The following is a 20,076-nucleotide window of genomic DNA, read 5'->3' as shown; positions in this document are numbered from 1 at the left end:
CGAAATTCCTTGTCGGGTAAGTTCCGACCTGCACGAATGGCGTAACGACTTGGACACTGTCTCGACCTAGTGCTCGGCGAAATTGCAGTCTCGGTGAGGATTCCGAGTTCCCGCAGCAGGACAAAAAGACCCCATGCACCTTTACTGTAGCTTGTCATTGCTCGCTGCACGAGGCTGTGTAGCATAGGTGGGAGCCTTTGAAGCTCGGGCGCTAGCTCGGGTGGAGGCAGCAGTGAAATACCACCCTGCGTCGTGCGGCGTGCTCACCAAAGAAAGCAAACCTTTCCTGGGACCGTGGCAGGTGGGCAGTTTGACTGGGGCGGTCGCCTCCGAAAGAGTAACGGAGGCGCGCGCATGGTGCTCTCAGCGCGGTCGGTAATCGCGCCTTAAGAGTGTAACGGCAGAAGAGCGCCTGACGGTGAGACAGACATGTCGAACCGGTACGAAAGTAGGTCGTAGTGATCCGGTAGTACCGCGTGGGCGGGCTATCGCGCAACGGATAAAAGGTACGCTGGGGATAACAGGCTTATCGCGCCCGAGAGTTCACATCGACGGCGCGGTTTGGCACCTCGATGTCGGCTTATCACATCCTGGGGCTGGAGAAGGTCCCAAGGGTCCGGCTGTTCGCCGGTTAAAGTGGTACATGAGCTGGGTTCAGAACGTCGTGAGACAGTTCGGTCTGTATCCGCTGTGGGCGTTGGAATGTTGAGGGGCGTGGACCCTAGTACGAGAGGACCGGGTCGAACAGTCCGCTCGTGTACCGGCTGTGGTGCCAACTGCAGCGCCGGGTAGCGACGACTGGCGGAGATAACCGCTGAACGCATCTAAGTGGGAAGCTTCCCCCAAGATGAACATTCCCTGGAGCTTCGAGCTCCCTGAAGGGCCGGGAGAGACCATCCCGTCAAGAGGCCGCACGTGGAAAGTGAGCAATCACCTACAAGCGAAGCGGTCCTCATCGCCCGTGAGGCTTGACCTCCTAACTGCAGTTACTAGTGACTTGTTACTAGTGACTCGTAACTGCTAGAGCAGAGCACTGCGTTCGATCGCAGCAATTCGCTGACTTACACGATTACTACCAATTCCGTTGACAGCTATTAGCTGTTAGCTGTTAGCTCTTGGCTAAAAGCCAACAGCCAATAGCCAACAGCCGCAGTCTTGCTGGCGACTAGAGCGCAGGGGCCACACTCGTTCCCATCCCGAACACGATCGTTAAGCCCTGCAGCGCCGATGGTACTACGACCGAGAGGTCGCGGGAGAGTAGGCCGTCGCCGGCTTCTCATTAAAAGAGCCCGTCACTAACGTGACGGGCTCTTTTTTTTGTGCAGCCACCCGTGCAATACTGAGGGCCGCGGCGACGATCCTCCACTCGGCGACGACCGTCAAGCCGGACAGCGCCGATGGTACTGCGATTGAGAGGGTCGCGGGAGAGTGGCCGTTCGCAGGCCTTTCCTTGGTCTGCCGCCAAAGAGGGTCTGGTTTATGCAGCGAACGAGAGTCTGACATCCCCGGGAGGAACCCGTATGACCCTGGATCGTGCGTCGAGTTGGCCGCGTAAGCTGGGTACGTCAGCGATGGTTGCCGTCCTCGCCGGATGTGGCTCGGTCGCGGATCCGCCATTCGATGACGTGCCGCTGAATATCGTCGAGTTCGTAACGGACGAACTGCCAAAGCCGCGCCAGATTAACGTCGAGTTTCGAGACGACGGTAACGGGGTTTTGATCTTCAGCGCCGGCTACGGTGAGCCCCAGGATTGTCCTTCGGGCTGTTTCTACATGACAGCCTGGGGGTTGGCGTACCGCGACCAGATCGGGTGGATTGGCGTCGGCGCGCCGCCAGGGACAACCTCGTTTTACGATGTGAAGCCGCAGGACAGCGAGCTCTTCGCGGACGAGCTTTGGGATGACCTGAAAGCGCTTTACGTATTCGGCGCGTTCCGCATGATGCTGACCTGCGACGCGGACACGCCCTCGTCGGCGCTCGTGCGGCTTGCCGAGCGGCTGCCGCAGGAGGGTTGGCCGTTCCTCGCGAGTCTCCTGTTGAACGAGGCGCAGCGACGTGATGTGCGCCCTGTTGCGGAGGTGATCGCTCGTCTCAGTTCGTCCGAGTGGAACTTCGCGGCTTCGCGCGAGCGGGCAGCGCTTGTGCTCAACGACTGGCCAGGCGTGCCGCTTTCCGGGCTGGACTGCCCCAGACGGTAGACGCGCTCGTCGGAGGCCGCACCGGGCGCGTGCGTACCGAACCCGCGAAGCCCGTCACAACCGTGACGGGCTTTTTTCTGGTATCCAAAGCTTATCGCGACGGATCGCTCGCGCACGCGGCCCGGACTCTGGCTAGCTCCGACGGCTGGTGGATCGCCAGCGCGCTTCCCTGACGCTCCGCGTCGCCCGTTCCGACCGCGGCCCCGAGGATCTGGGCCGTGGTGGCCGACGGTCCGCTGACGTTAGCCACAATGGCGGTCGCCCCGACTTCGGCCGCGGACTCCTTCATCCGCTTGACCAGATCTTCATTGTCGGTCCAGACGGCGTTCCCTTCCGCCGTGATATAGGCAATCTCGTAGTAATCCGACGTTATGCGGGCCCGGCTGTCGAGGACGGTGACACCCGCCTCGCATGTCGGCACAAAGTGGCGCACCGGAGTGGTTCGCGTGATGTCGATCCCCGTAGCGCATGCGGCTGAGACTAGCGCCAAGCTGGCAACGGCCAGTATCTGTCTGCTGATCATCATTTCCCCCTGTGCATTCGTTCAATGAGCGTCCCTGGACGGGTCCAGATCTGGCCCCGACCATGCATCACGGTGCAATACGAGGGCCGTGGGCGCAGTTCCGGACCAGGCGACGCCTCCGTACGGTAAGTTTCCAATGCCGGTCACTGCTCCGCGCGATTTCGTGCGCCGAATGGCGCGACACAACCCGCTTCAAGGAGACTGACAATGCAGACCGCACTCGGTGACACGATCTACCGCCCTTCGCCGCAGCCGGTAAACGACGTCAGCTTCGGCGACCAGATCCAGGCATCGTTCAGCAATGCAATGGCGATGTTGTTTACCGCGATTCCGAGAATACTTGGCTTCATCATCGTCGTCCTTATCGGCTGGCTGGTCGCGAGCCTCATCGCGCGCGCGGTGGCCACTCTCCTGCGCACCGTTCGATTCGACGACATGGCCGCGCGCGCCGGAATCACCCGCTTCGCGCAGCGCGCGGAGGTCCATGCCGACCCGTCGGACATCGTCGCCGGGATCGTGAAATGGCTGATCCGCATCGTCGTGCTGCTGGTCGCGTTCGACCTGCTCGGCCTGCCCGCCGTTTCCGAAGTGCTGAGCGAATTCCTCCTCTGGCTGCCGAATCTCATCGTCGCCGTGGCGGTGCTCCTGATAGCCGGTGTGGCCGCGAACGCGCTCGCGAACATCGTGCGCGGCGCGACCGCCGAAACGGACGTGGCCAATCCGGATACCCTGGCCAACGTCACGCGCATCGCGGTCTGGGCATTCGCGGTCGTGATCGCTTTCAACCAGCTCGGCGTTGCGCGCACACTCATAAACACGCTCGTGACGGGCCTCGTATTCGCCGTTGCGCTCGCGGCGGGACTCGCCTTCGGTCTCGGCGGGCGCGACATGGCGGCCAGAAAGCTGGATGACTGGAGCGAGAAGGGCAGAGACCTTCGTGACCAGACGCAGCGCAATCGCGGCGGTACGGGGTCCGGTCAGCGCGGGGCGTCCGGCGGCGCGACGCCGTAGCATTAGGCAGCCTCCCTGCTAAAACAGCCCGCCAGTCGAATGGCGGGCTGTTTTGTCATCGGCTTTTCCTGGAGAGCCCGCCACGAAATTGAATCTCCCGGCGGATCTTCGAAGAGGAATTCGGCAAGCCGTTCTCCGTCACCGAGATTCCGGCGCACGCGCTGGAAGCGCAGTGGAAGGGCACCGAGAATCCCATGGAGAAGACGTTCGCCAGCCTGATGCTCGGCGTCGCGCGGGGCTTCGACTCCGACATGGAGCCGCCGTTCGAGAAGTTCCCGATGAAGCTCACGACGCCGCGGGAGTTCGTGCGGGAGAGGGCGAAAAGCGGCTGACTACTCCGGCGGGCCGTAGCCGGTGTTGACGCCGTCTCCGCACGGCAGCGACACCGGCGCGGGCCCCGGCGGGTCCGCGTCGCCGAGCTCGCGCCGCAGCTCCTCCATCCGTTCGCGTAAAGAGCGCTCGGTCGCTGCGTAGCGCCGCTCGCCGGCAAGGTTCCGGGTCTCGTCCGGATCGTTCTCCAGATCGTACAGCTCCCACTGCTCCGGCTGCTCGTACAAATGGATGAGCTTCCACCGCTTCGTCCGCACCCCGCGGTGCTTCCGCGCGCAGTGCTCGGCGGGGTACTCGAAGAACTCGTATAAGAAATCCTCCCGCCACGGCACGCTCTGGCCGAGCAGCAGCGGCGCGAAGCTCCGCCCCTGCATCGCCTTCGGCACCGGCACGCCGGTCAGCTCGAGCAGCGTTGGCGCTGCGTCCACGTTCAGGATCATGTGCGACCGGTCCACGGCCGGCGCCACGCGCGCGGGATACCGCACCAGCAGCGGCACCTTGATGGACGGCTCGTACATCAGCCGCTTGTCGTACAGCCCGAACTCGCCGAGGAAGAAGCCGTTGTCCGAGGTGTACACGACGATCGTGTTGCCGGCGAGGCCGGCAGCGTCGAGCGCGTCGAGCGCGTCGAGCAGCTTGCCGACGTTCTCATCCACGCTGAGCAGCACTCGATAGTAGTTCTTGACGAGATGCTGCAGGTTGAGCCGCTTGCGCTCCTCGAACGGCAGCGACGGATCCACGCCCTTGTTCCTGAAGTCGGGCATGTCGGCGATCGCCATCTCGGCGCGCCGCACGGCGTCCTTGCCCACGAGGCGGTCCTCGAAGGTCCGCGGCACCGGCACGTCGATGTCCTCGAATGTGCGCGCGAACCGCTCCGCCGGCATCCACGCGCGGTGCGGCGACTTGAAGTGGTACAGCAGGCAGAACGGCTTGTCGGCGGGCCGCTCGCGCAGGAAGGTGAGCGCCTGGTCGCCGACGACGTCGTCCGCGTGGCCACGGAACTTCACGCGCACGCCGTTCACTTCCATCTCGGGATCGTAGTAGCCGCCGCGCGTCCGGCCGAAGACGACCGACGAATCAAAGCCGGTCGGCGCCGAGCGGAGATGCCATTTGCCGACTACGCCGGTGTAGTACCCGGCAGCCTTGAGCAGCTCGGGGAAGGTGATCTCCTCGTCGCGCAGCCCCGGCTGGTTGTAGAACTGCGGGCCGCCGGCGTTGGACAGCACGCCGTGCCGGTGCGAGTACAGCCCGGTGAGGAACGACGCCCGGCTCGGCGCGCACAGCGAGTTCGTGACGAACGCCTCGGTGAACCTTACTCCGCCGGCCGCGATGCGATCGATGTTGGGCGTGCGCAGGATCGTGTTGCCGTAGACGCTCAGCGCGTCCTGCCGCTGATCGTCGGTCATGATGAACACGATGTTGGGCACCGCCGCCGCCGGACTCGCGGATGCCCGGCCGGCCTTCACGAACGGCGCGGCGGCCACGACGCCGGCGAGCATCCGCACCGCGTCGCGCCGGGTGACCGTCTTATCCTTGCCCATTCATCCGGCCGGCGGGGCTCAGCCCGCGCGCTTGGATCGTCATCGAACCAACATAAGTTCGTCCCGGGGCGGCCGCTACGCCGTTCGCGTGGTCATCGCACCGTGAAGCTGTTCGACACGACAACCGTCGCATCGAGGTCGGTCAGCGCCGTGCCCGGCGCGCCGGAGACACGCTCAGCCTTAGCCGGTACGTCCCCACGACCTGAGCTCCGTTGCCCACTCGCCAGCTGCGGTGCGCGGGGTAGCGGTGGACCGCGCGCTCGCCGATCCACAGCTGGTATATCTCCCGGCCTTCGGGCGCGCACACCGGGGTGTACGCCGGCGCCCACGATCCGTTGACCAGCTGCTCGATGCGCCAGTTGCACCAGCGATCGTACAGGACCGTCGCCGAGCCCGTGTTCGTTATCTCGGCATCCACGGTGAAATCGGTCAGCAAGCTCAACTCGGCTTGCACCACCGTCTGAACTCGGACGTCCACCGACGCGACAGATCGGGGGCCGGCGATCTCGGTGCACCCGATCGCCGCGAGACCGGTCAGCGCGGCGACGAGCGCGCGACGCGCACGCAGAGCCGCGAGCCCACGTTGCTTTCCATTGGCGGTAAACCGAGATGCGTGCTGCATCCCTGGTTATACTCCGCAACGCCCGCGACGGCTCACTGCCCGGTGCCGCCCGCGGCGGCCCACATTCCCACCCACGTAATGCCACGGAAGCGTCCGCTGTACGAGATCCGCAGATCCGCGATTCAGGGAAGGGGAGTCTACGCGGCGCGGCGGATCCGCCCGGGCCAGCGTATCATCGAGTACGCCGGCGAGCGCATCACCCCGGACGAAGGCGACCGCCGCTACGACGACGCGCGGATGAGGCGGCACCACACCTTCCTGTTCAGCCTGGACAAGAACACCGTCATTGACGGGAACCGCCGGGGGAATGACGCGCGCTACATCAACCACTCGTGTGATCCGAACTGCGAGGCGGTGACCGTCGGCAAGAAGATCTTCATCTACGCGAAGAAGAACATCCAGCCGGGCGTGGAGCTGGCCTACGATTACAAGTACGAGTGGAGCGACGACAAGCGCGACATCGCGCTGTACAAGTGCGAATGCGGCAGCGCCAGGTGCCGCGGTACCATCATGAAGCGCAAGCCGCGGAAGCGTCGCAAGCGGTAACGCCGCCTTCCGCGTCGGCTGTGCCGTCCCGTATCTTGCGAATCCCACTCAGACGGTTGGAGACACCATGCTTCGCTCGTTGATCCGCACTAGCCCGGCGCTGCTCTGCCTCACTCTTGCGGTGACCGCGGCCGCGCAGGAAGGCTACCGCCAGCCTCCGGCCCCGATCGGGCAGATTCTCGATGCGGAGCGAACGCCGATCGTCAGCGTGAGCCCCGATCGGGCGACGCTCCTGCTGCAGGAGCGCGACGAGATGCCTTCGATCGCGGAGCTCGCCGCGCCGGAGGCTCGACTCGCCGGACTGAGGATCAACCCGAGAACCAACGCCGCGTCGCGCGCGACCAGGTACAAGGGGCTTCGGCTCCTGCGGATCGGCGCGCGCGGCGCGGAGCCGGAGCGGCGGATCGCCCTCCCGCCGGGCGCGAGCGTCGGCAACGTCAGCTGGGCGCCGGACGGCGGACGCCTCGCGTTCACCATTGCAGGGGACAGCGGCCTCGCGCTCTGGCTCGCCGACGTCGGATCGGCGACGGCGCGCCGGCTCAGCTCCGCGAAGCTGAACGCGGCCCTGGGCGCGCCTTGCGCCTGGATCGATTCATCCAGGCTCGTGTGTCGCTTCGTGCCGGAGAACAGAGGCGCCGCTCCGGCGGAATTCTCCGTCCCCAGGGGACCCGTCATCCAGCAGTCGATGGGCCGCGCCGCGGCCAACCGCACCTACCAGGATCTGCTGCAGAACGCGGCCGACGAGGCGCGCTTCGCGTACCTGGCGACCAGCCAGATCGCGATCGTATCGGCCGACGGGAGCATGAACCCGATCGGCGCGCCCGGGATCTACACGACGGTTGATCCTTCGCCTGACGGAAAATACCTGGTGGTGAACGCGATCCAGCGGCCGTACTCGTACATCGTGACTGTCGGGAGTTTTCCATCCACGATCTCGCTGTGGGCCCTGTCGGGCGCGGTCGTGAAGACCCTCGCGCAGCGACCGCTCCGCGACGACGTCGGCACGTCGTTCGACGCGGTGCCGCGGGGAATGCGCGTCGGCGGCTGGCGCGCGGATGCGCCCGCGACGCTCTGGTGGGTCGAAGCGCTGGATGAGGGCGATCCGTCGAAGCCCGCCGAGAAGCGCGACAGGATGTATATGCTCTCGAGCCCCTTTAGGGGGGAGCCCTCGGTCCTCATGGATGTCGAGCTCCGATCGAGAGGCGTGCAGTGGATGCGGGAGGACCTCGCCCTCGTGAGCGAGAGCTGGTCGAAGACACGCCGCACGCGCACCTGGGCGATTAATCCGGGCAATCCCGCGGCGCCCCCGCGGCTGCTCTTCGATCGCTCATCGGAAGACCGCTACGCCAATCCCGGTTCGTTCGTGACCGCCGTCGGTCCGTTCGGCGAGCGAGTGGTGCTCACCAGCGCCGACGGCCGATTCGCGTATCTGCAGGGGTCCGGTGCGTCCCCCGAGGGCGACCGGCCGTTTCTCGACCGGATCGAGCTGAGCACGGGCAGGACGGAGCGGCTGTGGCGATCGGAAGCGCCGTACTACGAGCAGATCGTCGCCGTGCTCGACGACGCGGCAGCGCGCGTCGTAACGCAGCGCGAGAGTCTGAAGGATCCGCCCAACTACTTCCTGCGGGACATCCGCGCAAATCGCCTTACGCAGCTAACGCGCTTCGCCGACCCCGCGCCACAGTTCGCCGCGGTCGAGCCGCGGCTCATCACCTACAAGCGCGACGACGGCGTGCAGCTCTCGGCCAAACTATACCTCCCGCCGGGGTACACGCCGGCCCAGGGTCCGCTGCCGTTTCTGTTCTGGGCGTATCCCCAGGAATTCCGCAGCGCGACGGCCGCCGCACAGGTGGTCGGATCGCCGTACCGTTTCAGCCGCCCGGCGGGCACGTCGCACCTTTTTCTCCTGACGCAGGGATACGGAATTCTCGACGGGCCAACGATGCCGATCATCGGCGAAGGCGACCGGGAGCCGAACGACACGTACGTCGAGCAGCTGGTGTCCAGCGCGAAAGCCGCGGTGGATGAGGTGGTACGGCTGGGCGTCGCCGACCGGAACCGCATCGCCGTGGGCGGGCACTCGTACGGCGCGTTCATGACGGCGAATCTGCTGGCGCACTCGGATCTGTTTCGCGCGGGCATCGCCCGCAGCGGCGCGTACAACCGCACGCTGACGCCGTTCGGCTTCCAGGCCGAGGAGCGCACCTTCTGGCAGGCGCGCGACACGTACGGCGCGATGTCGCCGTTCTACCACGCCGAAAAGATCAACGAGCCGATTCTCCTGATCCACGGCGAGGCGGACAACAACTCCGGCACCTTTCCGATCCAGAGCGAGCGCATGTATGCCGCGCTCATGGGGAACAAAGGCACGGTACGTTACGTCGTGTTGCCGGCGGAATCCCACGGCTACGCCGCGCGCGAGAGCGTCGGCCATACCCTCTGGGAGATGGTCAACTGGCTGGACACGTACGTGAAGAACGCGCCCCGGGCTGCTGCGGCCGGGACCGGCAACGATTAGCGCGCGCAGCTCCGCTCTCGTAACACAACCTCCAACGACTCAAATGAAAGCGATCCGCATCGCCACGCTCCTCCTGCTCTGCGCTCCCGTCGGCGTCGCCGAGTCGCAGATCCCTGTGCTTCGCGACAGCATCGGCCGCGACGACCGGAACTTCTCCTTCTACAGCCGCGGCCCGTACCGGGCAGCCGTGCCGAGGCCGGAGAGCCTGCTCGGCTACAACGTCGGCGAGCTGAACACGCAGTTCGCGCAGCAGGAGCGCGTGCTGCTCGCGATAGCCGACGCGGCGCGGGATCGCGTCGCCATCGAGACGATCGGCCTGACCAACGAGCGCCGCACGATGCGGCTGTTCATCGTCTCGTCGCCGGAGAACATCTCCCGGCTCGAGTCCATCCGGGCGGATCTCGACCGGCTGGCCGATCCGCGCGGACTGTCGCAGGCGGACGCGGCGGCGCTCATCGAGCGCACCCCCGCGGTGGTGTGGATCAACGAGAGCGTGCACGGCAACGAGGCGCCGGGCTTCGAGAACGCGATGCAGACGCTGTATCAGCTGGCGGCAAGCGACGAGCCCGCTACGCTCAGCGCGCTGCGCAACACGCTCGTCATCCTGAATCCGAGCACCAATCCGGACGGCCACGAGCGATTCTCCGTGTGGTACAACTCGATTCACGTGGGCGCGCCCGAGTCGTTCGCGCTCGAGCACTCCGAGCCCTGGAGCATTCAGGGGCGGTTCAATCATTACCGCTTCGACATGAACCGCGACCTGATGACGACGACGCAGATCGAGGTGCAGAACCTCGTGCGCGCCATGAACCGCTGGCACCCGATGGTCGCGATCGACCAGCACGGCCAGACGACGAATTATTTCTTCCCGCCGACGGCCGAGCCGCTGAACCCGAACCTCGGCGCCGATTTCAAGAAGTGGATGGAGATCTACGGGCGCGGCAACGCGGCCGCGTTCGACCGGTACGGCTGGATGTACTACTCGCGCGACGTGTTCGACTTTTACGGTCCGTTCTACTGGGACAGCTGGCCGTCGCTCACCGGCGCCATCGGCATGACGTACGAGACCGACTGCGGCGGCTGGAAGGGGATCCTCTGGCGGCGCGACGACGGCTCGCTGTGCTCGTTCCGCGACGGGATCGCCAAGCACTTCGTCACGTCGATGGCGACGATCGAGACGACGGGTGCGCGCCGCGCCGAGCGCGTCGCCGACTGGCATGCGTTCCGCCGGAGCGCGGTCAATGCGGGGCGCACGGGCAGCATGAAGCGCGTGGTGCTGCTCCCGGGCAGCGACCCCGCCCGCGCCGCGGAGCTGGCGGCGACGCTGCTGCGGTCGGGTATCGAGGTGCGGCTCGCGAGCCAGCCGTTCTCGTCGGCGCGCGCGCACGCGTACCGCGACGACTCGCGCGGGGCGCGGCGGTTCGAGTCCGGCTCTTACGTGATCGACCTGGCGCAGCCGCAGGGACGCGCGGCGAAAGCTGTGCTCGAGCCGGCGCCGGCTCTCGACAGCGGCTTTGCTCGGGCACAGATCGAGAAGCTGGGCCGCAACCTGCGCCGCGGGGAGAACGTCCCCGGCGAGAGCTACGAGTTCTACGACGTGACCGCGTGGTCGCTGCCGGTGGCGTTCGGAGTGGAGGCGTACTGGACGGAGGACGCGCAGCCGGTGAGCGGCGAGCTGCTGACGCTGCCCGCCGAGCCCACTCCGCCGTCGACGCCGCACACACCGGACAATCCGCCGGTGCAGCGTCTTCCGGTTTCGATTCCCGGCGGGATCAGCGGCCAGCAGCGGGCGACGGCGGCGTACGTCTTCTCGCCGGAGCGCAGCGGCGCGGTACGCCTCGCGTATCAGCTCCTGGCGGACGGATATCGCGTCGGCGTGTCCAGTCCGCCGATCGATGCCGGCGGGCGGCGGTGGCCGCGCGGCACGTACGTGGTCCGGGTCGCGCGGAACGACAGCTCGCTGCACTCGCGCATCGCCCGCCTGGCGGCCGAGTACAACGTCGAGGTCATGGGCGTCGGGACCGCGTTCGCGGAGAGCGGACAGTTCGGCATAGGGTCCGAGCCCGTGCAGGATCTTCCTGCGCCGCGTGTCGCGCTCGTGGGCGACGAGGGAATCTCCCAGACGGCGTACGGCGCCGTGTGGTGGACGCTGGAGCACCGGTACGGCGTCAGGTTCACTCCGGTGGCGGCGCGCTGGCTGAGCGGGGGAGACCTGTCGCAATTCAACGTCATCATCATTCCGAGCGGCTCGTCCGGCGCGCTCGGCCGGCTCGTCGGCAGCGGCGGCGTGGAGCGGTTGAAGGCGTGGCTGCGCAATGGGGGAACGCTCGTGACCATGGGTGGAAGCACGGCGTGGGCGGCGAGCTCCAGCGTGGACCTGACCAGCGCGCGCGCGGTTGGTGCCGACGCGGACAGCACGAAGCGGGATACGACCGGCATTCCCGGAGCGGCGGCCGACACGACCGACGAGGATGACGAGGAGGAAGGCCGCGAAGACGAGGACCTACTGGCGGTGACCAGTCCGCTGGCGTCCAACGCGAGGCCGGTGGGATTGCCGGGGAGCCACTTCGACGTCGTGCTGGACAGAACGCACTGGCTCACCCAGGGCTACGAGCAGCCGCGCCTGACCGTGATGATGCAGGGCTCGACGTTTCTCAAGCTGTCGCGCCGCGGCGCGAACGTCGCGGTGTTTCCCGCGCAGGGCCGGCTGCACCGCGCGGGGTTCACCTGGCCCGCGAATACAGAGCGTCTCCTGCGCAACACGGCATACGTGATCGAGGAGCCTATCGGCGGGGGCCATCTCGTGGCGTTTGCGGGGGAGCCGTGGTTCCGCGGCTGGTGGCGCTCGCTGGACAAGCTGGTGATGAATGCGATTGTGCTAGGCCCGGGATACTGACGACTGAAGTGACTGGTGACTCGTGACTAGTGACTAGTAACGGCTACAGCCCGCTGGGATACGTCTCGGGTGGCTCGTCGTCGTGCGTTACCGCCTCGCGCTCGAGGGGCTCGACCGCGCGAGTCTCGTCTATGTGCAGCACAAAATCGAACTGGTCGGCCAGGGCGCACTGGAAGTAGTGGCTCACGCGCTCGGTCTCCGGACGGTAGACGACGCCGATCGCGCGTTCGAGGCGCGGCTTGGCGAGCGCCGCGCGCGCTTCCGGCGCGGCACAGTCGAGGAGAAAGTCACCAGCACCCAAGTCGTGGAAGAGCAGCTCGTAGCTGTCGGGTAGGGCGGGGCGCACTCGCTTGCGCTCGGCTGGCGCGTCCCAGTCGGATGCCGCGGTCACGGTGCCGGTATACGTGGTGAATCCCACCGAAAGCACGCGCGCTCCGTGCCGCTCGCGCATGAGCTGCCCGACGTTCAGCTCGCCGCGGAGCGCCATCTCGGTCGCGCGGCAGTCGCCCAGGTGGGAGTTATGCGCCCAGACGGCGAGCTTACCGGACCCGCCCTGGCGGCGGAGGTGCGCGCGCAGCTCGTCGATCGTGTCGGCCATGTGCGTGTCGCGCAGGTTCCACGAGGAGGCGCGACCCGAGAACATCGACCGGTAATAGCGCTCGGCGTTCGACACCAGCCGCGCGTTCTGCTCGGCGAAGAAGATCTCGTCCTCCAGTCCCTGGCCGTCGTTCCGCGCGTACCGTGCGGCCGAGCGTCGCAGCTCCACGAGCTGTGAGACTGCCTGCTCCTCGCACGAGTGCTCCAGGGCGAACGACGCCGCGTAGCCGTACGCCTGCGGGTCCTCGCCGAAATGCTCGAAGCAACCGTACCGGTACCGCGCCCGGCGCGCGGCCTCGGGATCCACGTCGTCCAGAAACGCCAGGACGGCGCCGATGGAGCCGTGGAGGCTGTACAGATCCATCCCATAGAAGCCCACGCGCGCTCGCGCAGCTTGGCCGTCGTTGTGCCGCCGCAGCCAGCCGACGAAATCGAGCACGTCCGCGTTGCGCCACATCCACTGCGGAAAGCGCTCGAAATCGCCGAGCGCCTCTTCCGCGTCGGCGTCCTCGCCTGCTCCGCGCACGTACCGGTTCACGCGGTACGCGTCGGGCCAGTCCGCTTCCACGACCACCGCGTCAAAGCCCAGCTCGGCGATGAGCCGCTGCGTGACCTCGCCGCGCATCCGGTAGAACTCGTGGGTTCCGTGCGAGGCTTCGCCTATGAGCACGACATCCCGGTCGCGTGCGCTTCCGACTATCGCGTCGTAGTCCGTTCTCGCGGACTCGAGCGGCGTTCCGATCCCGGCTCCTGCCATTGTTGAAATGGATTGCGAGAAACGGGCCTTTAGCGGTGCCGGGCGGCACGTGACGAGCTCGGCCGCCGTCCGGGCGTTTTTCGGCGGGCCGTGGTATTGCGCGCCGAGCACGGCGGTTGTAGAATCTCTAGGACAAACACGCGTTTTGCCCCCGCTCCGGCCTTCCTGGTCACGGAGCGCGGTGATGTCATTCCACCCACTTTCGGAGATCGGATGCGGAAAGTCGGATTGCTGGCTCTGGCAGGCGTGGCGCTCGTCGTGTCCTGCGACAAGGCACCCACGGCTATTGCACCGGTTGACGGCGCGAGCTTCGCTGCGTCGGAAAATGCCCCGATTTACCTGGTCACGTTCCATGACGGCGTGAGCGACGTCGCCGCGACGGCGCGGGAGATAGCGCAGCAGAACGGCTTCGCCGTCCGCTTCATCCGCGAGCACGCGGCCCGCGGCTTCTCGGCGGTCATACCGGCCCACCGCGTAGCGGCGGTTCAGAACGACCCTCGAGTGAAGATCTTCGAGAAGGACGGGCCCGTGACGCTCGTCGTTCCGATCAGAGTAACCGCGCGGCCCGGCAGCGGCGGCGGACAGTCGACGCCATGGGGCATCACACGCGTCGGAGGCGCCGGTGACGGTACCGGCAAGACGGCCTGGATCATCGACACGGGCATCGATCTCGACCACCCGGACCTGAACACTTCGCGCAACTGCCACGTCAACTTCGTGGCGAGGGGCAAGAACTCCGCGGATGACGGTAACGGGCACGGAACGCACGTCGCCGGCACTATCGCCGCCATCAACAACAGCATCGACGTAGTCGGCGTAGCCGCCAACGCGTACGTCTGCGCCGTGCGCGTGCTCGATAACAGCGGCAGTGGCACGTGGGAAGGCGTCGTCAATGGGGTTAACCACGTCGGGCAGAACGGCAAGTCGGGCGAAGTCGCCAACATGAGCCTCGGCGGATCCGGCACGAACGCGACGCTCGAGCAGGCCGTGCTCGACGCTTCGGCCAACGTGAAATTCTCGCTCGCGGCCGGCAACGACGGAGCGGACGCGAACAACTTCACGCCGGCCCGGGTGAACGGAGCGAACATCTACACGATCTCCGCGATCGCGAGCAACGACTGTCTCACGTCGTGGTCGAACTGGGGTAACCCGCCGGTGGATTACGCCGCGCCTGGCGCGAGCATTCTTTCCACGAAGAAAGGCGGCGGCACGACGACCATGAGCGGCACGTCGATGGCCGCGCCGCACGTCGCGGGAATTCTTCTCCTCGGCAGCGCGCGGACCGACGGGTATGCCTGCTCCGATCCGGACGGCAACCCTGACCCGATCGCGCATCGGTAGATCCAGGATCGGTACCAGGAGGCACATGAAAACGGGGCCGCGAGGCCCCGTTTTTATTTGTTGCCGATGCGCGCGACCGGACATCACAGCAGTGGTTTTGGCTTCGCTTCTAGATTGACCGGAATGCCGCGCTCCGGGATCGTGACCGTCGCAGGAAAACCCAACGTCGGAAAATCGACGCTGCTCAACCGCTTCGTCGGCCAGAAGCTCTCGATCACGAGCGCGAAGCCCCAATCCACCCGCGACCGGATCGTCGGCATTCTCACTCAGGGCGACGCGCAGATGGTCGTGTTCGACACTCCGGGGCTGCTCGATCCCGCGTACGAGCTGCAGGAGACGATGCGGAGCGCGTCGCTGCGGGCGCTGGAGGACGCCGACGTGATCCTGTACCTCACGGACGCCGGGGACCGCGAAGCTCCCACCCTCGCGGAAGCCGCGGCCCTCGAGTCGCCGCCCGCCGCTCCCGTGATTCACGTGGTGAACAAGACCGATTCCGTCAGCCGGCCGCAGCTCAAGGCGGCGATGGAGCGCTGGCCCGACGCGGTGCTCGTCTCCGCGCTCACGGGCGACGGGGTGAAGGAGCTGCTCGACACCGTGCGCGCCAGTCTGCCGGAGAGCGAGTTCCTGTACCCGGCGGACGACATGAGCACGCAGTCACTGCGCTTCTTCGCCGCCGAGCTCGTGCGGGAGACCGCGCTGGAGCAGCTCGGCGACGAGGTCCCGTACAGCGTGGCGTGCGTCGTGGAGGAGTTCCGCGAGGACCGCTCGCCCATCTACGTGCGGGCGCTAATTTACGTGGAGCGGGAGAGTCAGAAGAAGATTCTGATCGGCAGCAAGGGCGCGCGCATCCGCTCGATCGGGGAAGCTGCACGGAAGAAGATCGAGACGCTGGTCGGCTCCAGGATCTACCTCGACCTGTGGGTCAAGGTCCTGCCGAACTGGCGACGGGACGCGGGGGCGCTGGAGAGGCTGGGATACAAACGGTGACTAGTGACTAGTGACTAGTGACTAGTAACCGCAAGAACAGAAACGAAACACTGTCTTACTAGAAATTGCGGAGCAGTTACCAGTCACTAGTCACTAGTCACCAGTCACGAGTTTCATATGCCAGTGCCACCGCAGCTCCTCGAGATCCTCGTCTGCCCCAAGTGCAAGGGCGAGCTCGAGTACAAGGAACAGGACAACGCCCTCATCTGCCATGCGTGCTCGCTGCGCTACCCCGTGCGCGACGACATTCCGATCATGCTGATAGATGAGGCGACTCCTCTCAGCTAGCGCGGCTCTCGCACTTGCGCTGGGGGCCGCATTTCCGGCGGCCCGCGCGCAGAGCGACACCGCGCTCTTTCTCCTGCTGCCGGTCGGAGCGCGCACGCTCGGACAGGGGCAGGCGACTGTGGCGTCCGAGACCGGCACCGAAGCCGTGTGGTCCAACCCGGCGTCACTCGCGCGGCAGACGACGCGGGAGACCGCGATCCACCACTCCACTACGCTCGCGGTCACGGGGGACGCGCTCACCTTCGCCTCGCCGGTCCGCGCGCTGGGAGTGATGGCCCTCTCGATCAACCTGTACAACTTCGGCGACCAGCAGATAACGGAGGATCCGAACCAGCCACCGGTGGGGCTGCTGCTCCCGCGGAACGTCGTGTACGCGCTGACTTGGGCACGGGGACTCGGAGCGCACGCCAACGCGGGAATCAACTACAAGCTGGTGCAGGCCCGGATCGACTGCACGGGGCAGTGCGGCGACATCGGCACGGGCTCGGGAACGGCCAGCGCCTTCGACGTCGGGGCGCAGTACCGCTTCTCGGACAACGTTCCGCTCACTCTCGGCGCCGCGATCAGGAGTATCGGCGGCGATCTCAGCGCCACCGCTGACGAGCCGCCCGCCAAGCTCCCGCGCCGGGTCCAGCTCGGTGCATCATACCGGCTCCGGTTCGTCGACCGGTACCTGACGGACATGGACGTGCGGATCGCGGGCGAGATGGACAGCGCTCCGAGCTTGGAGGACGCCGGCTTCAGGTTCGGGAGCGCCGTCGTGTACCAGAACAGGGTGCATCTCCGGGCCGGGTGGGGCACGGCCGACACCGAAGCATCCGGTCCCTCGGTGGGCTTCGGAATCACGGCGGGCAAGCTGAGCTTCGACATCGCCCGCACGTTCGAGGGCCTGTCGGCGGACGCGGGGGAGCCGCCGACGTACTTCTCGCTGCGCTACAACTTCTAGTAACTGTTCGCCGCGGCGGGTCGTCTTTGACTAACCGTCCTCTATAGTCTTATCTTGCCCGGGCCCGCCGACCCCATGAGACATTGATCCATCCCATCGCCGTACTGTTTTTCCCAACCGGACGCGAAGTGCCTCCCGCCATCGAGACGTGGCTGGCGGGGCAGTCGCTGGAGATCGTCGTGGTCGGCGACGCGCAGCAGATAATGGAACTCGCGCTCCGGAGCCGGCCGCGCCTCGCCATCCTCGACGCGAGGGACGGCCCGTCGCACGTGCTCGACGCGTCGCGCCGGCTCAAGACCGACTCGTACACCGCCATCGTGCCGACCGCGGTCCTGTGCGGCGCCGGGGAGGCGGTCTTCGCCGAGGCATGCGCGACGCTGGCCGATGAGATCATCCGGGAGACGACCCCCGGGACGGAGGTGAACGCCCGGCTGGATCTGATGCTGCGGCGGTCCGACCGCGACACGGAGGTCCATCCCTCCACCCGGCTGCCCGGCACGACGACGATCGAGGCCGAGATCACGAGGCGGCTGGAGGCGGGCGAGCAGTTCGCGGTGTGCTACGCGGATCTCGACTTCTTCAAGGAATACAACGACCGGTACAGCTACCGCGACGGCGACCGGGTCATCCGCATTCTGGCGACGATTCTGCACGACGTCGTGAAGGGCGTTTGCGGAGAGCGCGGGTTCGTCGGCCACATCGGTGGCGACGACTTCATCTTCATCATTCCGTCGTCGGCGGTGCCCGAGGTGTGCGGCGAGATCGTGGCCGTGTTCGATCTGCTGATCCCTTACCAGTACTCCGAGCAGGACCAGCGCGCCGGATATTTCTTCGGCAAGGACCGGCGCGGGCACCTGCACCGCGTGCCGCTGATGACCCTCTCCATCGGCGTGATCACGAATTCGCGGCGGCGCTTTGCCACGGCGCGGGAAGTGAGCGATCTTGCGACCGAGATGAAATCGTACGCGAAGACGCTGCCGGGCTCGGTCTACAGCGTGGATCGCCGCACCGTCGAGCGGCCCGCTGCGGTCGACCAGCGCGTACCGTTCCACAGCGCGGTATCGGGCGTCAAATCATGACGCCCCGAGCGACCGGCGCACATCCCTCGCGAGGCTCACGGTGAACGTCGGCTGCCCGCAGTGCTCTTCAATTTTCCGGGTGGATCCGGCCAAGGTTCCGCCGGGCGGAGTCCGCGCGCGCTGCTCGATCTGCGGCGGAGTGATCCCGGTGCCGGAGCCCACGGCGGAGCTGATGGCGGCGGGCCCGCTGCCGCCGCCGCCGGCGCCGCGCACTACGGGGCAGTACTCGCGCAGAACTCCCGCGGGCACGCCTCCTCCGGGCGTGCCGCGCATGACCACACCAGCCGGCGAAGTGTCCGGTGTCACCCCTCCGGCGGCGCCCGCATATGAGGCCCCGGCATCTCAGGAGCCCTCCGATCAACCGGCGCAGTCCGCCGCGCCGCCCCCGGGCGGCGTGCCGGGAGCGGCGGCGTCGATCAATCCCTATCTGACGCGGGACCCCGACGTGCGCGCCAAGCGGCTGGCGCGCGCGCTCATCTCGGACATCGTCACGTATTATCCCGACAAGCACGCCGACGCGTTGCGCGCCGGCTCGCTCAAGCAGACCTTCGGCGAAGAGATCAAGAAGAGCTACGAGGAATACGTGGCTCAGATCGGGCAGGCGTTCGCCGAATCGACGACCCACTTCAAGGACGCTCTGAACGAAGTGCTGGGTGAAGGGAAGCGCATCTTCTAGCTCGCCGCCGTACTCTCTCGTAAATACAACACATGCCAGAAACTGAACGCGGCCGGGACCTCGCACGGCACACCGCGCGGCTGGAAGAATTGCGGAGGTATCTTTGACATCGACTCCAAGCGCCAGGCGCTAGCAGCCGACGAAGAGCGAATGGCGTCCCCGGGCTTCTGGGACCGCCAGGAGACCGCGCAAGCCACCGTGCAGCGCGTCAAGCAGCTCCGCGGCTGGGTCGATCCGTTCGACGCCCTCGCGGCTCGCGTCACCAGCGCCGTCGAGATGGACGCTCTGCTCGCCGAGAGCCCGGACGAGGAGATGGAGGCCGAGCTCGACAAGGTCGTCGAGGCGATCGAGTCGGACCTCGACGGCTTCGAGCTGCGCTCGCTCATGCGGGGGCCGGACGATTTCCGCGACGCGCAGGTCGAGATATCCGCGGGCGCCGGCGGGACCGAAGCGCAGGACTGGGCCTCCATGCTCGTCCGCATGTACACCCGCTGGGCCGAGCGCCGGGGATTCGAGGTCGTGCTGCTCGATGAGAGCGAGGGCGAGGAGGCGGGCATCAAGGGCGCGACGCTCGAGATCCGCGGACAGTACGCGTTCGGCTTTCTCCGGCCCGAGACCGGCGTGCACCGGCTGGTCCGCATCTCCCCGTTCGACTCTGCCGCGCGCAGGCATACGAGCTTCGCGTCCGTGTTCATTTATCCCGTCGTCGACGAGGAGATCAACATCGAGATCAGGGACGAGGACCTGCGGATCGACGTGTACCGCGCCTCGGGCGCGGGCGGGCAGCACGTCAACAAGACGAGCTCGGCGGTTCGCATCACGCACCTGCCGACCAACACGGTGGCGGCGTCGCAGGCGGAGCGGTCGCAGTTCAAGAACAAGGCGACCGCGATGAAGATGCTGAAGAACAAGCTGTATCAGATCGAGCTCGACAAGCAGAACGAGAAGCGCGCGGCGCTGGACGCGACCAAATCCGACGTGTCGTTCGGCAGTCAGATCCGCAGCTACGTGTTCCAGCCGTACACGATGGTCAACGACCACAGGACCGAGCTCAAGATCCCCGACGTGCAGAAGGTCATGGACGGTTGGATAGATCCCTTTATCGAGGCGTACCTCAAGCGCTTCGGCGCGGTTCAGAGCGGGGCCGCAGCGTGACGCATTCGTGTGAGCGGCCGTGCGTACCGACGCCAGTTGCGGCGGCTAGCTTCGCGCGGTCCAGG

The 20,076-nt window shown here is 66.5% G+C and carries 18 protein-coding genes and 2 rRNA genes; 15 read left to right on the top strand and 5 right to left on the bottom strand.

Going from position 1 to position 20,076, the window contains the following annotated elements:
• The 3 genes from WEA80_08930 to WEA80_08920 form a co-directional block, all read left to right on the top strand.
• A 23S ribosomal RNA gene (locus WEA80_08930) occupies positions 1–976 on the top strand; the annotation flags it as partial.
• Between the two features lie 181 nt (positions 977–1,157).
• Positions 1,158–1,274 (top strand): 5S ribosomal RNA (rrf, locus tag WEA80_08925).
• Positions 1,275–1,520: 246 nt separating this feature from the next.
• Positions 1,521–2,198 (top strand): hypothetical protein, encoded by a 678-nt coding sequence (locus tag WEA80_08920; GenBank protein ID MEX1186700.1) that lies wholly within the window; start codon positions 1,521–1,523, stop codon positions 2,196–2,198.
• A gap of 91 nt (positions 2,199–2,289) precedes the next feature.
• Here WEA80_08920 and WEA80_08915 read toward each other — a convergent pair whose 3' ends face one another.
• Complete coding sequence (locus WEA80_08915) at positions 2,290–2,721, bottom strand: hypothetical protein (protein ID MEX1186699.1); 432 nt, start codon at positions 2,719–2,721, stop codon at positions 2,290–2,292.
• A 207-nt stretch (positions 2,722–2,928) separates the two neighbouring features.
• On the opposite strand from WEA80_08915, the gene WEA80_08910 reads away from it, so the two are divergent.
• Both WEA80_08910 and WEA80_08905 read left to right on the top strand, forming a co-directional pair.
• On the top strand, positions 2,929–3,732 hold the full coding sequence (locus WEA80_08910) for a hypothetical protein (GenBank protein ID MEX1186698.1): 804 nt from the start codon (positions 2,929–2,931) through the stop codon (positions 3,730–3,732).
• Between the two features lie 194 nt (positions 3,733–3,926).
• Positions 3,927–4,064, top strand: coding sequence for a hypothetical protein (locus WEA80_08905; protein MEX1186697.1), 138 nt, complete (start codon positions 3,927–3,929; stop codon positions 4,062–4,064).
• Here the strand turns inward: WEA80_08905 and WEA80_08900 are convergent, their stop codons facing one another.
• Both WEA80_08900 and WEA80_08895 read right to left on the bottom strand, forming a co-directional pair.
• Positions 4,065–5,603 carry a sulfatase gene (locus tag WEA80_08900; protein MEX1186696.1) on the bottom strand — a complete coding sequence of 513 codons (1,539 nt, stop codon included), beginning with the start codon at positions 5,601–5,603 and terminating at the stop codon, positions 4,065–4,067.
• 142 nt (positions 5,604–5,745) lie between these two features.
• Positions 5,746–6,225: a hypothetical protein gene (locus WEA80_08895; protein MEX1186695.1), complete on the bottom strand. Its 480-nt coding sequence runs from the start codon at positions 6,223–6,225 to the stop codon at positions 5,746–5,748.
• 78 nt (positions 6,226–6,303) lie between these two features.
• On the opposite strand from WEA80_08895, the gene WEA80_08890 reads away from it, so the two are divergent.
• The 3 genes from WEA80_08890 to WEA80_08880 all read left to right on the top strand — a co-directional run bounded on the left by WEA80_08890 (position 6,304) and on the right by WEA80_08880 (position 12,185).
• On the top strand, positions 6,304–6,771 hold the full coding sequence (locus WEA80_08890) for an SET domain-containing protein-lysine N-methyltransferase (GenBank protein MEX1186694.1): 468 nt from the start codon (positions 6,304–6,306) through the stop codon (positions 6,769–6,771).
• A gap of 67 nt (positions 6,772–6,838) precedes the next feature.
• Positions 6,839–9,289, top strand: a complete 2,451-nt coding sequence (locus WEA80_08885) for a prolyl oligopeptidase family serine peptidase (GenBank protein ID MEX1186693.1) — start codon at positions 6,839–6,841, stop codon at positions 9,287–9,289.
• A gap of 43 nt (positions 9,290–9,332) precedes the next feature.
• The gene (locus WEA80_08880; protein MEX1186692.1) at positions 9,333–12,185 is read left to right on the top strand and encodes a M14 family zinc carboxypeptidase; all 2,853 of its coding nucleotides are present in this window, start codon (positions 9,333–9,335) and stop codon (positions 12,183–12,185) included.
• Between the two features lie 43 nt (positions 12,186–12,228).
• Here WEA80_08880 and WEA80_08875 read toward each other — a convergent pair whose 3' ends face one another.
• The gene (locus WEA80_08875) at positions 12,229–13,539 is read right to left on the bottom strand and encodes an erythromycin esterase family protein (GenBank protein MEX1186691.1); all 1,311 of its coding nucleotides are present in this window, start codon (positions 13,537–13,539) and stop codon (positions 12,229–12,231) included.
• 213 nt (positions 13,540–13,752) lie between these two features.
• On the opposite strand from WEA80_08875, the gene WEA80_08870 reads away from it, so the two are divergent.
• The 5 genes from WEA80_08870 (at position 13,753) to WEA80_08850 (ending at position 18,180) form a co-directional block, all read left to right on the top strand.
• Positions 13,753–14,880: a S8 family serine peptidase gene (locus WEA80_08870; protein MEX1186690.1), complete on the top strand. Its 1,128-nt coding sequence runs from the start codon at positions 13,753–13,755 to the stop codon at positions 14,878–14,880.
• A 123-nt stretch (positions 14,881–15,003) separates the two neighbouring features.
• The gene (gene era, locus WEA80_08865; protein ID MEX1186689.1) at positions 15,004–15,867 is read left to right on the top strand and encodes a GTPase Era; all 864 of its coding nucleotides are present in this window, start codon (positions 15,004–15,006) and stop codon (positions 15,865–15,867) included.
• A 117-nt stretch (positions 15,868–15,984) separates the two neighbouring features.
• Positions 15,985–16,155 (top strand): Trm112 family protein, encoded by a 171-nt coding sequence (locus WEA80_08860; protein MEX1186688.1) that lies wholly within the window; start codon positions 15,985–15,987, stop codon positions 16,153–16,155.
• Positions 16,133–17,101, top strand: coding sequence for a PorV/PorQ family protein (locus tag WEA80_08855; GenBank protein MEX1186687.1), 969 nt, complete (start codon positions 16,133–16,135; stop codon positions 17,099–17,101). Before WEA80_08860 ends, WEA80_08855 begins: the two co-directional genes overlap by 23 nt.
• A 128-nt stretch (positions 17,102–17,229) precedes the next feature.
• Positions 17,230–18,180 (top strand): diguanylate cyclase, encoded by a 951-nt coding sequence (locus WEA80_08850; protein MEX1186686.1) that lies wholly within the window; start codon positions 17,230–17,232, stop codon positions 18,178–18,180.
• On the opposite strand, the gene WEA80_08845 is transcribed toward WEA80_08850, so the two are convergent.
• Positions 18,175–18,453 carry a hypothetical protein gene (locus WEA80_08845; GenBank protein MEX1186685.1) on the bottom strand — a complete coding sequence of 93 codons (279 nt, stop codon included), beginning with the start codon at positions 18,451–18,453 and terminating at the stop codon, positions 18,175–18,177. The two genes, WEA80_08850 and WEA80_08845, sit on opposite strands and share 6 nt — an antisense overlap.
• Between WEA80_08845 and WEA80_08840 the strand changes: the two genes are divergently transcribed.
• The gene (locus tag WEA80_08840; GenBank protein MEX1186684.1) at positions 18,452–18,856 is read left to right on the top strand and encodes a hypothetical protein; all 405 of its coding nucleotides are present in this window, start codon (positions 18,452–18,454) and stop codon (positions 18,854–18,856) included. The two genes, WEA80_08845 and WEA80_08840, sit on opposite strands and share 2 nt — an antisense overlap.
• Before the next feature lie 32 nt (positions 18,857–18,888).
• A protein-coding gene (gene prfB / locus WEA80_08835) for a peptide chain release factor 2 (protein MEX1186683.1) occupies positions 18,889–20,011 on the top strand; the annotation gives its coding sequence in 2 pieces (ribosomal slippage) (positions 18,889–18,951 and positions 18,953–20,011; 1,122 coding nt in all).
• Positions 20,012–20,076: the final 65 nt, after the last annotated feature.

Source organism: Gemmatimonadaceae bacterium (assembly GCA_040882285.1).
Lineage (GTDB): Bacteria > Gemmatimonadota > Gemmatimonadetes > Gemmatimonadales > Gemmatimonadaceae > JACDCY01.
Note: the sequence above shows the minus strand (reverse complement) of the source record. Positions and strands in the feature narration are given on the sequence as shown.

What these genes read in the sequence shown, in the direction of transcription:
- WEA80_08920 (MEX1186700.1), top strand. Translation starts at nt 1,521, where the DNA reads ATGACCCTGGATCGTGCGTCGAGTTGGCCGCGTAAGCTGGGTACGTCA.
- WEA80_08915 (MEX1186699.1), bottom strand. Translation starts at nt 2,721, where the DNA reads ATGATCAGCAGACAGATACTGGCCGTTGCCAGCTTGGCGCTAGTCTCA.
- WEA80_08910 (MEX1186698.1), top strand. Translation starts at nt 2,929, where the DNA reads ATGCAGACCGCACTCGGTGACACGATCTACCGCCCTTCGCCGCAGCCG.
- WEA80_08905 (MEX1186697.1), top strand. Translation starts at nt 3,927, where the DNA reads ATGGAGAAGACGTTCGCCAGCCTGATGCTCGGCGTCGCGCGGGGCTTC.
- WEA80_08900 (MEX1186696.1), bottom strand. Translation starts at nt 5,603, where the DNA reads ATGGGCAAGGATAAGACGGTCACCCGGCGCGACGCGGTGCGGATGCTC.
- WEA80_08895 (MEX1186695.1), bottom strand. Translation starts at nt 6,225, where the DNA reads ATGCAGCACGCATCTCGGTTTACCGCCAATGGAAAGCAACGTGGGCTC.
- WEA80_08890 (MEX1186694.1), top strand. Translation starts at nt 6,304, where the DNA reads ATGCCACGGAAGCGTCCGCTGTACGAGATCCGCAGATCCGCGATTCAG.
- WEA80_08885 (MEX1186693.1), top strand. Translation starts at nt 6,839, where the DNA reads ATGCTTCGCTCGTTGATCCGCACTAGCCCGGCGCTGCTCTGCCTCACT.
- WEA80_08880 (MEX1186692.1), top strand. Translation starts at nt 9,333, where the DNA reads ATGAAAGCGATCCGCATCGCCACGCTCCTCCTGCTCTGCGCTCCCGTC.
- WEA80_08875 (MEX1186691.1), bottom strand. Translation starts at nt 13,539, where the DNA reads ATGGCAGGAGCCGGGATCGGAACGCCGCTCGAGTCCGCGAGAACGGAC.
- WEA80_08870 (MEX1186690.1), top strand. Translation starts at nt 13,753, where the DNA reads ATGCGGAAAGTCGGATTGCTGGCTCTGGCAGGCGTGGCGCTCGTCGTG.
- era (MEX1186689.1), top strand. Translation starts at nt 15,004, where the DNA reads ATGCCGCGCTCCGGGATCGTGACCGTCGCAGGAAAACCCAACGTCGGA.
- WEA80_08860 (MEX1186688.1), top strand. Translation starts at nt 15,985, where the DNA reads ATGCCAGTGCCACCGCAGCTCCTCGAGATCCTCGTCTGCCCCAAGTGC.
- WEA80_08855 (MEX1186687.1), top strand. Translation starts at nt 16,133, where the DNA reads ATGAGGCGACTCCTCTCAGCTAGCGCGGCTCTCGCACTTGCGCTGGGG.
- WEA80_08840 (MEX1186684.1), top strand. Translation starts at nt 18,452, where the DNA reads ATGACCACACCAGCCGGCGAAGTGTCCGGTGTCACCCCTCCGGCGGCG.
- WEA80_08845 (MEX1186685.1), bottom strand. Translation starts at nt 18,453, where the DNA reads ATGCGCGGCACGCCCGGAGGAGGCGTGCCCGCGGGAGTTCTGCGCGAG.